This window comes from Acinetobacter sp. TYF_19 (assembly GCF_043105125.1).
GTDB classification, from domain to species: Bacteria; Pseudomonadota; Gammaproteobacteria; order Pseudomonadales; family Moraxellaceae; genus Acinetobacter; species Acinetobacter johnsonii.
The window spans coordinates 90,046-103,766 of the sequence record NZ_JBICLH010000061.1; the positions used below are offsets into that span (position 1 = coordinate 90,046).

17 protein-coding genes are annotated in these 13,721 nt (G+C 41.2%); 7 read left to right on the forward strand and 10 right to left on the reverse strand.

Annotated features, from left to right (window positions below; genetic code table 11):
- The first annotated feature begins 15 nt into the window (after positions 1–15).
- A complete protein-coding gene (locus tag ACF8FD_RS08145) occupies positions 16–798 on the forward strand; it encodes a helix-turn-helix domain-containing protein (RefSeq protein ID WP_234303887.1) in 783 nt (260 codons plus the stop codon).
- A gap of 14 nt (positions 799–812) precedes the next feature.
- Here ACF8FD_RS08145 and def read toward each other — a convergent pair whose 3' ends face one another.
- A complete protein-coding gene (def, locus tag ACF8FD_RS08150; RefSeq protein ID WP_004694417.1) occupies positions 813–1,298 on the reverse strand; it encodes a peptide deformylase in 486 nt (161 codons plus the stop codon).
- 213 nt (positions 1,299–1,511) lie between these two features.
- Here def and ACF8FD_RS08155 point away from each other — a divergent pair, with 213 nt between their 5' ends.
- Positions 1,512–2,789, forward strand: a complete 1,278-nt coding sequence (locus tag ACF8FD_RS08155) for an MFS transporter (protein ID WP_234303888.1) — start codon at positions 1,512–1,514, stop codon at positions 2,787–2,789.
- 70 nt (positions 2,790–2,859) lie between these two features.
- On the opposite strand, the gene ACF8FD_RS08160 is transcribed toward ACF8FD_RS08155, so the two are convergent.
- The 3 genes from ACF8FD_RS08160 to pnuC form a co-directional block, all read right to left on the reverse strand.
- Complete coding sequence (locus ACF8FD_RS08160; protein ID WP_062034314.1) at positions 2,860–3,369, reverse strand: DUF2505 family protein; 510 nt, start codon at positions 3,367–3,369, stop codon at positions 2,860–2,862.
- Positions 3,370–3,503: 134 nt separating this feature from the next.
- Complete coding sequence (locus ACF8FD_RS08165) at positions 3,504–3,773, reverse strand: hypothetical protein (RefSeq protein WP_114837785.1); 270 nt, start codon at positions 3,771–3,773, stop codon at positions 3,504–3,506.
- Between the two features lie 8 nt (positions 3,774–3,781).
- Entirely contained in the window at positions 3,782–4,357 is a 576-nt protein-coding gene (gene pnuC / locus ACF8FD_RS08170; protein ID WP_224466956.1) for a nicotinamide riboside transporter PnuC, read from the reverse strand.
- A gap of 199 nt (positions 4,358–4,556) precedes the next feature.
- Here pnuC and ACF8FD_RS08175 point away from each other — a divergent pair, with 199 nt between their 5' ends.
- The 3 genes from ACF8FD_RS08175 to ACF8FD_RS08185 are packed head-to-tail and all read left to right on the forward strand — an operon-like array spanning position 4,557 to position 6,906.
- On the forward strand, positions 4,557–5,354 hold the full coding sequence (locus tag ACF8FD_RS08175) for a crotonase/enoyl-CoA hydratase family protein (RefSeq protein WP_058869186.1): 798 nt from the start codon (positions 4,557–4,559) through the stop codon (positions 5,352–5,354).
- Positions 5,355–5,406: 52 nt separating this feature from the next.
- The gene (locus ACF8FD_RS08180; RefSeq protein ID WP_279679288.1) at positions 5,407–6,315 is read left to right on the forward strand and encodes an alpha/beta fold hydrolase; all 909 of its coding nucleotides are present in this window, start codon (positions 5,407–5,409) and stop codon (positions 6,313–6,315) included.
- A 6-nt stretch (positions 6,316–6,321) separates the two neighbouring features.
- Positions 6,322–6,906, forward strand: a complete 585-nt coding sequence (locus ACF8FD_RS08185; protein ID WP_078425416.1) for a TetR/AcrR family transcriptional regulator — start codon at positions 6,322–6,324, stop codon at positions 6,904–6,906.
- An 8-nt stretch (positions 6,907–6,914) separates the two neighbouring features.
- Here the strand turns inward: ACF8FD_RS08185 and ACF8FD_RS08190 are convergent, their stop codons facing one another.
- Complete coding sequence (locus ACF8FD_RS08190; RefSeq protein ID WP_078388432.1) at positions 6,915–7,433, reverse strand: hypothetical protein; 519 nt, start codon at positions 7,431–7,433, stop codon at positions 6,915–6,917.
- A gap of 295 nt (positions 7,434–7,728) precedes the next feature.
- On the opposite strand from ACF8FD_RS08190, the gene ACF8FD_RS08195 reads away from it, so the two are divergent.
- Positions 7,729–8,175, forward strand: a complete 447-nt coding sequence (locus ACF8FD_RS08195; RefSeq protein ID WP_234303889.1) for a GNAT family N-acetyltransferase — start codon at positions 7,729–7,731, stop codon at positions 8,173–8,175.
- A gap of 32 nt (positions 8,176–8,207) precedes the next feature.
- Here ACF8FD_RS08195 and ACF8FD_RS08200 read toward each other — a convergent pair whose 3' ends face one another.
- From ACF8FD_RS08200 to ACF8FD_RS08215, 4 genes are all read right to left on the reverse strand, one after another.
- Positions 8,208–10,055, reverse strand: coding sequence for a diguanylate cyclase domain-containing protein (locus ACF8FD_RS08200; RefSeq protein WP_392453325.1), 1,848 nt, complete (start codon positions 10,053–10,055; stop codon positions 8,208–8,210).
- A 158-nt stretch (positions 10,056–10,213) separates the two neighbouring features.
- Positions 10,214–10,552, reverse strand: a complete 339-nt coding sequence (locus tag ACF8FD_RS08205) for an FKBP-type peptidyl-prolyl cis-trans isomerase (protein WP_183174069.1) — start codon at positions 10,550–10,552, stop codon at positions 10,214–10,216.
- 48 nt (positions 10,553–10,600) lie between these two features.
- Complete coding sequence (locus tag ACF8FD_RS08210) at positions 10,601–11,131, reverse strand: YaeQ family protein (protein WP_004981095.1); 531 nt, start codon at positions 11,129–11,131, stop codon at positions 10,601–10,603.
- A 68-nt stretch (positions 11,132–11,199) separates the two neighbouring features.
- Positions 11,200–12,204 carry a GTP-binding protein gene (locus tag ACF8FD_RS08215; protein ID WP_234303891.1) on the reverse strand — a complete coding sequence of 335 codons (1,005 nt, stop codon included), beginning with the start codon at positions 12,202–12,204 and terminating at the stop codon, positions 11,200–11,202.
- Positions 12,205–12,679: 475 nt separating this feature from the next.
- Here ACF8FD_RS08215 and ACF8FD_RS08220 point away from each other — a divergent pair, with 475 nt between their 5' ends.
- Entirely contained in the window at positions 12,680–12,883 is a 204-nt protein-coding gene (locus ACF8FD_RS08220; protein WP_004694446.1) for a hypothetical protein, read from the forward strand.
- 243 nt (positions 12,884–13,126) lie between these two features.
- On the opposite strand, the gene ACF8FD_RS08225 is transcribed toward ACF8FD_RS08220, so the two are convergent.
- Entirely contained in the window at positions 13,127–13,648 is a 522-nt protein-coding gene (locus tag ACF8FD_RS08225) for an acyl-CoA thioesterase (RefSeq protein WP_004694449.1), read from the reverse strand.
- Between the last annotated feature and the right edge of the window lie 73 nt (positions 13,649–13,721).

Here is a 13,721-nt window from a genome sequence, read left to right on the forward strand (position 1 = left end):
AATTTTAAACTGCACATGCCAAACTCTCTGATTCAAACCGAAATGTCCGAATTGGTGATTGGGCTTTCTTCTGAGCATACCTATCGAGAAATTACCCCTGCGCATACCCATTCGCGGGCACAGTTTCTGTATGCTTCGACAGGGATGATTCAAGTGTTCACCCCAAACCACGTTTGGATCGTGCCGCCGATGTGCGCACTATGGATTCCGACCCATGTTGAACACAGTGTGATTTCATTAAGTCGAGTTAAGCTCAATACCGCATTGGTTCAGGCCGATGCAGCTGCACTGCTGGGGCAACATTGTTTTATTATTCGGGTCAGTAAGTTATTGCATGAACTGCTCATTCGGCTCAATGCGATTGAACACATTCCACCCTCCGAACTGATCAGCTCTGATGAACTGTCTCGATCTTTACAGATTTTAATTTTTGATGAAATTCATAAAGCCAATCTGTTGCCCATTCAAATTCCGTGGCCACAAGACAAACGCTTAATGAATATTTGCCAAGCACTATTAAGTACGCCCGATCAGTTAAAAGATTTAAGCACATGGGCAGATGAAATTGGCACCAGTTCCAGAACCTTGATGCGCATGTTTCAAAAGGAAACGGGGCTGTCTTATCGCGCATGGGTTCAGCAAATGCATATTGCCCATGCCTTAAGTAAAATTGCCAGTGGTCAATCTGTTGCGCAGATTGCAAGATCTCTTGGCTATAGCAATCCGAGTGCGTTTAGCACCATGTTTAAACGTCATTTGGGACAAACCCCGCAACAGTTTAAATATAAAGATGAATAAAACGACACTCTCACCTACGCACTCAGGCGATCGACAAATAAAATACCATTGAGATGATCAATTTCATGTTGCACAATGCGCGCAGGAAAACCTTCAAAAGTGCTTTCCATTACCTCACCAGTCAAAGTGTGATACAGCACCTTAATACTTTGCGCACGCTGTACCTGTCCGCGTTCATTCGGCACACTTAAACAGCCTTCTTCACCTAAGGTCGTTGCTTGCGAAAACTCTAAAATTTCAGGATTGACCATCACCACGGCGTCCATTTCTGGTGCATCGGGATAGCGTAAATTTGGCCGTGAAGCCACAATAATCACCCGCTTTGAAATATAGACTTGTGGTGCAGCAATGCCCACACCACTCCGCTCCAACATGGTCGCAATCATGGCAGAAGCCAACTGCATGAGCCAGTCGCTATTAAATTCTGCATCTGCGACGCGAGCAGCTTTGAGTCTTAAAATATCTTCACCACGTTGTGCAACAGGTAAAATGACACTCATACACAAATCCTAATTTTTATACCTATTTATTCTTTTTATATCATAAGCTTTTTATCTCGCCTGCGTTATATATTTACGTTGACCGTCAAATCAACGATGTTGATTCATGTATAATTTTTAGTTCAAACACCGTAAAGAAAGATTGATTATTCATTCAAAAAAGACTTCTTTGAAATCAAATATAAACCTTTATTCAGCTTTGGAAATATACGCATGGATGCAACACCACGTTTGACCAGAGAAGACAAACGTACCCTTGGGCTGTCATCACTCGGTGGTGCACTTGAGTTCTATGACTTTGTTATTTATGTTTTTTACGCCAAAATTATTTCTGAGTTGTTCTTTCCCGCAGGGCTCAGCCCATTTTGGGCCATGCTGAACACTTACGGTATTTTTGCTGCAGGTTACTTCTTCCGTCCACTTGGCGGTGTAGTCATGGCGCACTTTGGCGACCTCATCGGACGCAAGCGTCTCTTTAGTTTGTCTATTTTGCTCATGGCTTTACCTACCCTCATGATCGGGGTCATGCCGACCTTTGAAACGATTGGTTATGCTGCGCCGCTGCTCTTACTCTTTATGCGGGTAATACAAGGCATCGCGATTGGTGGAGAAATTCCAGCGGCATGGACATTTGTTTCTGAACATGTCCCCTCTGAAAAAATTGGTTTTGCCAATGGCTTACTTACGGCAGGTTTGTCTCTCGGCATCTTGCTCGGTGCTTTAATGTCACTGTTCATTTCTCTTCAGTTTAGTGAAGCAGCTATACATGATTGGGCATGGCGCATTCCCTTTATTGTGGGCGGTATTTTTGGCTTAGTGGCCTTGTATTTACGCAGTTATTTGAAAGAAACGCCTGTATTCAAAGCCATGCAAGCACGTAAAGAATTGTCTAAAGAAATGCCAGTGAAACAAGTCTTAGCCCGTCATAAAACTGCCGTAGTGATTGGCATGCTCTTGACCTGGTTCTTAACTGCTTGTGTGGTGGTTCTGATTTTAGCCATGCCAAACTTATTGACAGGCACCTTTGGATTTGAACGTAGCGATGCTTTTCAAATGCAAAGTGCTGCAATCATCATGCAAATGCTGGGATGTATACTCGCTGGGACATTGGCAGATCGCTTTGGTGCAGCCAAGGTCTTGATTTTTGGCTCGCTCGGTGTCGCCGCTATCGCAACCATTTTCTATCACAGTTTAGGTGCGGTCAGTCCAACTACTGTGTTTGCACTGTATATGCTTTTGGGATTCTTTTCAGGCACGGTAGGGCTTGTGTCCTATAGCATGGTCAAAATGTTCCCTGCTCCGATCCGCTTTTCGGGCATTTCGTTTTCCTACAATGTCGCCTATGCTATTGCAGGAGGCATCACACTGCCTTTGGTTCAATGGCTCAGTCTCTATAGCAACATTGGCGCGATGTATTATATTTGGCTGGTCTGTTTGGTTTGCTTCTTCACAGCTTTGGTTTATCGAACTCGGTTCGAGACGAAGCACTAAAATGATAAAACCCTTCAATCGAAGGGTTTCTTTTTATGCAAGCTACTTTGAAAACATGAGGTCAAAGCCTTTAGCTTAAGGTTTCTGCATGCAGATTTTGGCGCAGTTCATCTTCCACAATATCAAGCTCGATTTGGCTAAACTTACGAATTTCGCCTTCAGCATGTTTTTCTAACATACCGCCAATTAATGGCACTTTCACTTTTACCTTCCATTCCAGTTGAAAGTGAATCTGCTTATCATTACCCGATACACTACGTTGGCACACAGCTTCTAAAGGTAGGTTAGGGTCTAAACGGACTTCCGAGCTGAGCACAACTAAATTGCTGACGTCGGTACGTTGTAAACGAAATGCATCTTTTAGAAATTTCTTCGCAATATCGGGAATATTGACATCCAAATTATACGCGCGCTTAAGGGTATAAATATCGCCAACTTTATTCGACTCCAAAATTTCCAACTTCTCCCCAGGAATACGACGACAAACATTTTCATGTAAGCTGATATTGGCTGCGAGTCGACGGAAGTCATCCAACGAAACACCGTTGATGGTGGCATTGACTACAAACTGATGTGCCATAACATTAAATCCTTTATTTTTTGTTTTTGTAAACATCCATGCCCTGATCAGGACTGAAAAACTGGATCTCGTCATCCTGTAGAAAGCTCAAATATAGACGATGATCCAGCACCGACTATACCGTGATCTAGATATCAATGTGCACCATTCTGTATGACAATATCATCTGCAATATAAATAAAAACCACGCGCTCAAAACAGGCCAAGCGAATATCAAAATGCTCGGCCCCATCATCCAGTCCTGTAACCGCCCAACTTGCACTGCTGGGTAAATCACCCAACCAAGTGGCCTGATAAAAATCCGCAACCGAAGCAAAGTCCAAATATTGCTTTGGACTTCCCTTTAACCGTTCGATGACCGACTCAAATTGAGCCAATTGTGCGTGTTTAAAATCAATCAACATTACCTAGCCTAAACACTTTTTAGCTGTTGTTTATGGCGTACCTGAGTCCATTGCCACCAGCCAAAAGCTGCCAAGCCAACAAAGCCTGCATATAAAGCCGCGGTTAGGAACAAATCTTTATAGATAAACATACCAACATAAACAATATCAACAAATACCCACAGCACCCACGTCGCAATATGTTTACGACTGGTCCAATAAGTCGCCAACAGACTAAACGCTGCGAGCTGCGCATCCAGTAGCGGTACAGCTGCATCGGTCAAATACTTTAAGCTCAGACCAAATATTCCGCCAGCCGTAGCGGCAAGCAGCATTTGCAAAATCACTTGCCGAGCTGTAATCGGTTCAATCCGAATATCATGATCTTGTTGTTTACCTTTAAACCAGTGATAAAAACCGTAAAAGTTCACCACCACAAAGAAAAACTGCAAAATGGTTTCGCCATACAACTTATAGGTGTAAAACAAATAGGCATATAACAAGAAAGCAGCAAAGTTAAACCACCAACACCACATATTGCGCTTAATGGTCAACGTCACCCCAATTAAGCTAATGATGACTGCAAATATTTCAAGGCTAGACATGGTTCAACTGGTATTCAAAGAAGTGCTGCTATTATGAAAAAAAACTCAATAAAGGCAAGACAATTCCACTCAATCTAAACGTCGATTTTTTTTCGGGGCATCGGATCAAACCGTCGAGTCACAGAATGGATACGCATAAGTTTTGACAGTTTTCGAACAATCGTTTAAAAACTTATAAAACGATGCAGGAATAATCAAAATGTCAGAACAACAAGGTCGTGTCAGTCGCGAAGTTCGCGGTTCGTTATTTTTAATTGGTTTAGACCGCGCAGCCAAGCGCAATGCTTTTGATAGTCATATGATTCATGACTTATCACTAGCCCTTACCGAATATGAGGATGATCCTTCACTGCGCTGTGCTGTAATTTTTGCGCACGGAGAACACTTTACTGCTGGGCTTGATTTGGTTGAGTTGCAACCTAAACTCACTGCAGGCGTTTTCGACTTTCCCGCGTCACAAATTAACCCTTGGGGCACCAGTTCCAGACCTCGCACCAAACCCGTGGTTGTGGCAGTTCAAGGCTTTTGCTTTACCGCGGGAATTGAACTCATGCTCAATGCAGATGTAGTGATTGCCGATGCCAATACACAATTTGCCCAAATGGAAGTACAGCGCGGCATTTTACCCTTTGGCGGTGCAACGGTTCGCTTTGTACAAGCGGCGGGTTGGAACAAGGCTATGCGCTATCTACTCACAGGTGACAGCTTCAATGCACAAGTAGCTCTCGATCTGAACTTAATTACCGAGGTCGTAGAAACATCCACGCCAAATGCTGCATTAGAGCGAGCATTGAGCCTTGCAGAATCAATTGCGCAAGCTGCACCACTGGCCGTTCAAGCCACACTGGCTTCTGCACAACAAGCAGTACAACACGGCACAGACTATGCCTTTGCACATTTACAAGAGCACCTCAGCCCGCTACTCAAAACCCAAGATGTCCAAGAAGGTGTGATGGCGATGCTACAACGCCGACCTGCTCAGTTTAAAGGACAGTAAAGCCCAAAAGTCTGGAACCGACTTTAGTATTTAACAAAAAGAAGAAACGATGATGCAAGCCACAGCCCATTTAGATTCGCCCCAAATTCAAAAACAAACTGTAAAATTTTCAGCAACCGATGGTTATGTACTCGTTGGTACACGTTATCGCTCTTCTGAGCCGATCAAAGCCAACATCATTGTTGCCAGTGCAACAGGTGTACCACAGCAGTTCTATCGTCGCTTTGCCGAGTATGCAGTAGCTCTAGGTTATCAAGTCCTAACTTTTGATTATCGTGGTGTAGGGCTTTCTGCACCGAAGCAACTCAAAGGTTTTAGCATGTCCTATTTGGACTGGGGGCAGCTAGACTTGTCGGCTGCCATTGACTCTATCCGCAAAGATGACAAACCTATTTTTGTGGTTGGACACTCTTATGGAGGCCAAGCACTCGGTTTAACCCGCAACCATGACCAAGTCACTGCGATGTACTGCTTTGGCACAGGTGCGGGTTGGCATGGCTATATGCCGTTTCGGGAGAAAATGAAAGTACATGTCATGTGGAATATTATTTTCCCCCCGATGGTTGCACTAAAGGGCTATCTGCCTTGGAGCCTGCTTAAAATGGGTACCGATTTACCTGTGGATGTCTACACACAGTGGCGAAAATGGTGTAAAAATCCGACCTACTTTTTTGCAGATCCAGAGCAGCAACACTTACTGGAACAGTATGCACAGGTCAAAACTCCAATCTATGCTGTTTCAGCACTGGATGATGACTGGGCTTTACCGAACTCAAGGCATGCATTTATGCAGCATTATCAGCATGCGAACATGCATTATCTCAATATTGAAGCCAGTGACTATGGCTTAAAAGAAATTGGACACATGGGATATTTCCGCCAAGGGGCCGAAGCCATCTGGGAAGATATGCTGAACACTTTCAATGGCTATTTATCATTACCAACCACTACGGAACGTTAAAGCTCTATGCGCCCACAAAAACTGAGTAAAGAACAAATCCAGTTGCATTGCATGCAAACCTTTAAAACCCATGGTTATGCAGGCACCAGTATGGATTTACTAGCAAAGTCTTGTGGGCTCAGTAAAGCGGCATTTTATTATTATTATCCCAATAAAGAAGCTTTGGTTTTAGATATTTTGCAAGTCAGCCAGCAATACTTAAACCATAAACTGTTCAGCATTTTGTGTGATACGCACTTAGAGTATTGCGTTCGCTTTGAACACTTGCACCAGCAAGCTGTCCGCTTTTTTAGTGCGGGTGTTCAAGGTTGCTTAGTCGGAATGCTGTCTTTGGAAATCCCGCATTTATCCGAACAAATTCATCTCAAAATTCAGTCGATTTTTCAAGATTGGGAATTGGCGTTGTTACACTACTTTCAGCAAGTCATGCCTATTGCTCAAGCTGAGGTACTGGCCAAAATCAGTGTTGCCGATTATGAGGGGGCAATCTTAATGACACGCTTAAAACAGGATGACTTCTATCTAACTCATGTTGCAGAAAGAATTCTTAAGCAGTTATCCATAGCTGTGATGGACGCTGTGGAGGCTTAAGCAATAGATCAATCCCGAGTACGATAGCTTTTTTTATGCTCGCATCCACTGCGGTCAATATGCGTATAAAACATGCCATAACGACTTACATAATATTCAAGCGACTGATCATAAAAGCTCCAAAAAATAGACCATTCATTTAAATCCATTTTGCGAATTTGCGTCTGGGTTTTCGCAGGCATTTTGACCAATAATGTGCTTTGCATTAACGTTGCATCTTCTTCGACCGTGAGCAATATCGCTTGATCTAAAAATAGAGTCGCCACGTCATCGAACAGCTCTTGTTCATAAGCATCAACTTCAATAACACGCTCAACCTGAGGTGCTCTATTGGTATGCGTTGCCATTTGCACAGATGCTGCTTCCGATTCAACCACTTTTTTTTGTCGCTTCAGAAAGCGGTGCTTTTTTTGAATTTTGATTACAATAATAGATGCCGCAACCAAAGCAATGAGTATGCAAATCATCAGTAAAAATGTCGCCATGCCCTGCTCTCGTAACCAATATTCCCTTTTAAAATACAGCATTATCGCTCAAATAAACACCAAATTAATTAAAACAGACTACGTATGAACTCAAATGCTCAATTCGATGACTTGTAATTGGGTGTTGATTCTCAGACCCATTCAAGTGATTCAACACATATTCGCACAAACGTGAAAGGCATCACAAAATGTGATTTTTCACTCACAAAATCACTATAAAAAATAATTAACTTAGTGCGATTGAACAACAAAGTTACATCCGTACTAACAGTAATTCAATTTAATAAATACAGTCACTAGCATGAAATAGCTGTTTCTATAGCTCTAAGAACAAAAGATGATACGGGCAGCCCAACTTCAGGACATTCCTGAAATTTTAAATGTCGTACACGACAGTATTCGATCATGTATCAAAGACCACCATCGCCATGAAAGTACGATTCAAATTTGGCTAGAAAATAAAACCCAATCCAACCTGATTATGTGGATGCACTATAACGACAGCTGGGTCTATGTACTCAATCAGCACGTTGTGGGTTTTATTATGGTCAGTGATCAAGGTCGTATTTTACTCAATTATATTTCATCCGCTGAACAACAGCGCGGCATTGGGAAAGCCTTATTAGAAACAGTTATTGAACATCTTAAACGTAAAAAAATTCGTCAAATGAGTTTAGAAAGCACCCAAACGGCATGCTCTTTTTATCAAAAACATGGCTTTCAAATCCATGTCCAAGACATTCCAAATCCCAAAATGGTGACCATGGTTAAACTCTTATCCTAAGTTTTATTAACAGAAGTATGACTCAACTAAATTCACTCATTTTCATAGGATTCATTGGGCATTTTCATCTGATCACGGCCCGCTTCTTTGGCTTGATAAAGCTTTAAATCGGCCGCTTTCATAAGGTCATGAATATTGGCATAAATCGTTTCATGATCCATCCACGACACCCCCATACTCAAAGTTACATAATCTTTGCCATCTAGGCGGTTATGATGCTCAAAGCGCGCACTACGCACTGCATCTAAAACGGTTTGCATAATCTGACTAATAATCGCAATTGGGACATTATATAAAACAATGGCAAACTCTTCCCCACCATAGCGTGCTAAGTAGGCATTATGTGGCAGTACTGCACCAATCACTTTGACCAGATTTTGCAGAACTTCATCGCCCTTTAGGTGCCCATAGAAATCATTATAATTTTTGAAATAATCGACATCCATCATGGCAAAAACCAAAGTTGCATGACTATTTTGTTGTGTTTCAATAAAGCGCTGCTGAATTTCCTGATTCAATGCACGCCGATTATAGGCGCCTGTTAAGGCATCAATTTGAATTTGATATTCGAGTTTTTCATTTAAGTCATGTAATTGAGAGGTGCGCTGTTGCACTTTTTGCTCTAAAGAATCATTCAATTCAATTAAATTATTATTTAAACGTTCGGTATGGTAAGTCTGATAAGCATAGTTACGTGATTGTTGGAACATCACCAAAAGTGCATACAGACTGGTAGAGATAAAAGATAGATGAATAGAATCAATCACATGTAGCGTTAGTAAAAAGTCATGAATGACCGATATACACAGCAATACCACGGCGTATAAATTGATTTTCGAATATTTTTGTTTGGTCTTTAAAGTAAGGTAAAAACCATAGGCAAAATTAACCAAAATAACAATACTGAAAAATGCGCTATAAAAAGCCAGCTGCTCAAAAACAACTTGCTCGGATAACAAGGTAATGACGATATTCAAGGTCAAAACCAACATGGAGACGGTATAAATCCAATGCTTTAAATAGTACTGATTGAGCAAATACATATAGCTCAAAAAAAACATGACCGCTAAATAGATAAATAAATATTCTAAGCGTATGCCCCACAACCAATTGATATCTAGGAAAGTCGTATAAGCATATGGCGCGGTAAAAAGATTATGTAAGGCAAGAAATAAAATAAAAATACCAAAAACAAAAATACTTTTACTATTCCGTTCATCTGAACCACGGAACATCGAGAACATGGTGGTGAACATTCCTACACCAAACACCACGCCGCAGATCATGGCGATACTCATCATCAATTGCTGATAATGTCGATTGATGGTTTTAGCAATGCCAATATGCATGGGGCTTTCAAGGCCGCCGCGTAAATTGTTAAAGTTTGAGGCTTGTATACTTAAAGTAAAATAGGGGCCGTCAGGAACAAAATAAGCAATCCGCGGTGCATTTTCTGTTTGCTGTGCTCCCGCATTATCCGCGACATCCCCTAAACGAACTAAAAAATCGCCATTGAGATAAATCCGATAAGCACAATTTTGATTGGGGATATGAATGGCTAATCTTCGGCCAATGAATTCCTCTGGAATTTTAAAATGTGCAATAAAGGTGCCGTAACCAATATTACTGCCAGTAAGTTCCTTAAACGAAATTGGCAACTCCGTTGCTTTTGAAACTAATTTGGGATTGGGCCGAGTAATCAGTTCATGGTCATAATACAACCACGTCCCTTTTAAATAACCAGTGGTTTTTTCACCAAACTGAAGATCATTGACATTTTTTTGATGCAAATAATACTCTGCGGGTTCGGCTTCATATTGCGCCCACGTCGAAGGTATTAAACTTAAAACCAGCAAACAGCCTAAAATAAGCCCAAACAAAGACCGTTTGCTCAATGAGCTATACAAAAGCGACTCTTCCCTTAAATACGCTCTGCCTAATAATTAATCTACAAATATTTTTCTTAAAAACCAAGTGTTTTTACAAATGAATCAAATACATCCTTGTAATTGACTCTTTTATTTATCACTATTTTTGATTAATCACGTGTTTTTACATCATATAATTCAATTTCAAAAATCAAATTTGAATTGGCAGGAATAATATTGCCCATTTTACGCTCACCATAAGCCAAATGTGCCGGCACGATGAGTTTACGTTTACCGCCCACTTTCATGCCCATAATCCCTTGGTCCCAACCTTTAATGACACGGCCTGTCCCAATCACGGTTTCAAAGTAATTTCCACGGTCTAAAGATGAGTCAAACTTCGTTCCATCTTCTAACCAGCCCGTATAATGCGTGGTGATTAAAGCACCTTTAACCGCTTCTTTACCTTCACCGACAACTAAATCAATAATTTCTAATTCTGCGCTCATGTTCTCGCTCCAACCTGTTCAATCAATAAATCTAGTTAAACTGCATGCTTATTGCAATTGCGTCCACTCAATAATGGCTTGAGCATGGTCACCAATTAAGGTCCACTCACCATCCATTACATTCAACTGAAGTTGCATGGTCCGCTCACACAGAGCTTGAACCGCTTCAGTACTTGCAGTCGACAATTGCCAGATTTCTACATTGTTCAATGTCTTCAACTTACTGTTACGCTTATACCATTCATCGACCGCTGTACCATAAGTGACAATCGCCACTTGCTTACAACGTGCACTGGCTTTTTTCACTTTATCTTCGTCTGGGCTGCCCACTTCAATCCATTTCACCAACTGACCCGTGAGGTCTTTTTCCCACAGCGCAGGTTCATTGGTTTCAAATAAATCTTTGGTAAACTCTAAAGCTTCATCCGCAAAACGTGCAAATGCCAACAAACGCACCATCAAACGCTCAATGGTTTCTGAAGGATGCAATGCCAAAGTCAGTTGATAGTCCCCATATTGGTGGACATCCATATTGGCAATATTCAAATCTGCCTTATAAATTGTAGCTTTAAGCGCCATACATACCATCCTCAAATTTGCCGACTAGCATATAAGATTTCGGCTTTTTTTGCTTAAAACAATTTAAGTCATTGCTCTATGCGACATTCAAAAAGTGCGCTTTCAAAATCCATCCAATCTCTTTTATTTTGAACAATCAATTCAACTCGATTATCAATCCCTTCTTCCACATCTTGATAGTTAAATTGTTCAGGATTGAAATTAAATGCCTTCCATCCCTGATTGGTATGGAAAATTCCTTTAATCCGTCGCCAATCTTGCTGTTCACAAAGCAAATCTAATAAATCGTAAAAGTCAAAAACCCAACGCTTCGGCATTTTCCAACCTGCAACACTATAACCTTGCGCCGTTTCTACATAGTGATACGGCAACTGTTTAATCTCGGGAAAATCTTGTTGAGTCGCTTTCAACTGTTGCTGAATGTTCAGTAAAGGCTGCTTGAATCGTTTTGTTCCGATGTACTCAAAATCAATTTGCGCAAGCTCAATCTTGCCCTGCTCTGCCATCAGCCACTGCTGAGCATAAGGCTGATATTCAGTTTGCAGTTTTTCAAGAGCATCTTGATCTATTTTTTGCATTTGAGCTTGATGCGAAACCACCACAATCTGCGCCGCTTTCAATTGATCCTGATAGAGATTTTGTGCTGTCCATGCATGATCATGTAAACGCGAACCATCCAGCACCGTGATCGGCGCACGCATGTGCAGGGTCGAGTGCCAATGTGGCTCGGTCAGTTGCTCTAGTAACTGTGCTGGATGTCCCAAGCCTGTGGGTTCAATAAACAACCGATCAGGCTTTTGTTCTGAGAGCAAACGAGACAGTGCAATTTGCATCGGTAGTTGGCTGCTACAACATAAACAACCACCGAGTAATTCTTTCACCGCATAGCCTTCCGTTTTTGGCATGAGCTGTTGATCTACGCCAATTTGCCCAAACTCATTCATCAGTACCGCCCAAACTTCATGTTCCGGTTTCTGACCTAACAAATGCATGAGCAAAGTGGTTTTACCTGCACCAAGAAAGCCCGAAATAATATGCGTAGGAACCGCCTGCGGCATCGACATCAGTTTCAAAATTTTATACCTAGCATGGAATATGATAAAAACAGCACAATAAAATAAGCCTTTATCTTAATTTAAATCACCAGCTTTCTCATCTCAAATCCATGGCATCGAACACTCAGCATTCAGTTGGCTGACATTTCATTCATTTATACCCCTATTGGACAAACTTCCTTACATTTTACTCAGTACTGAAATTAGGGTTTCGCACTTAATTCGCATGCTTTGTACAGTTTATGTGAGTTTTCAAACATCCATATTGATCATTAATTCTTCACTTCCTCTCAATCTATTCACAAAAAACTTCTACTTGTTACTTAAAGCTTACTATTTTTTCATCATCTGTAGTTTTAGGTAATGTGCACTTTTCACATTGTTGCTTCGATTGAACCGCAGATATTCAGGCGATAGCATGAAGCTCAGTTCAAATTGATGTGATGATCAGTCTGAACTATTTTTATCTATAAAATATAAGGATGCCAAAACCATGAAACTTTCTCACTTAATTATTGCAACATCTTTAACAGCTGCGAGCTTTGCAACTTTTGCTGCACCTCAACAAGCGCCAGCTCAAGAAGACAAAGTTGTAGTATCAACCCAAGAAACAGCTGAAACTACAGACTTAAGTGCAAATGCACCTGCTTCGGAAGCATCAGCAGAACAACCGAATCAAGAAAAAGCTGCTAAATAATTGAAATGTTGAGAGATCCAGTGGCTTTACTCTCCTGCTGGATCGCAACAACTTTTTAGCGTCACTTGAAACCAAGATATATCCTGTCTTGGTTTCTTTTTATTTATGTGCATTGACTATAGCAGTTCGAGATCAACAGGTGCAGAAAGCCAAATTTGCATAGTTTTCCCATATGAGCTTCTATTCAAAACATCAACGTCAGACAAAAAAAGATCCCCTATGTAGGAGATCTTTTTTTAAAACTTAACTATGCGATGCTTTTTTATAAATACTGCACGAAGGATGATGGTTCTCTTGTAAGCGCGCGACCTTACGTTGTTCTGCTGCTTCAAAACGGCAACGCTTCCAGTCATTGTCCAAATTCAATGCAGGAATTTGTTTTGGCTTACCATTTTCATCTACCGCGACCATGGTAAAGTAACAACTATTGGTATGGCGTACTGTACGTTTTTGAATATTTTGTGCTTCAACACGAATACCAATTTCCATCGAAGTACGACCGACATGGTTCACGCTTGCCAAGAAAGTCACTAACTCGCCCACATGAATCGGCTCTTTAAAATTAACTTTATCAACCGATAAGGTCACCACATAACTTCCTGAAAAACGACTTGCACACGCATATGCCACTTGGTCTAACAGTTTCAAAATGGTGCCACCATGCACATTTCCTGAAAAATTCGCCATATCAGGTGTCATTAAGACCGACATAGTGAGTTCAGACTGGTCATCCGCAGCCGCAGCAATTTGATCTAATGGGGACATCGCGTTCTCTAATTGGTAAGATAATAGGATATGTGACATTTATTATATCGGTTTTGAACGCTAAATTTGGTAA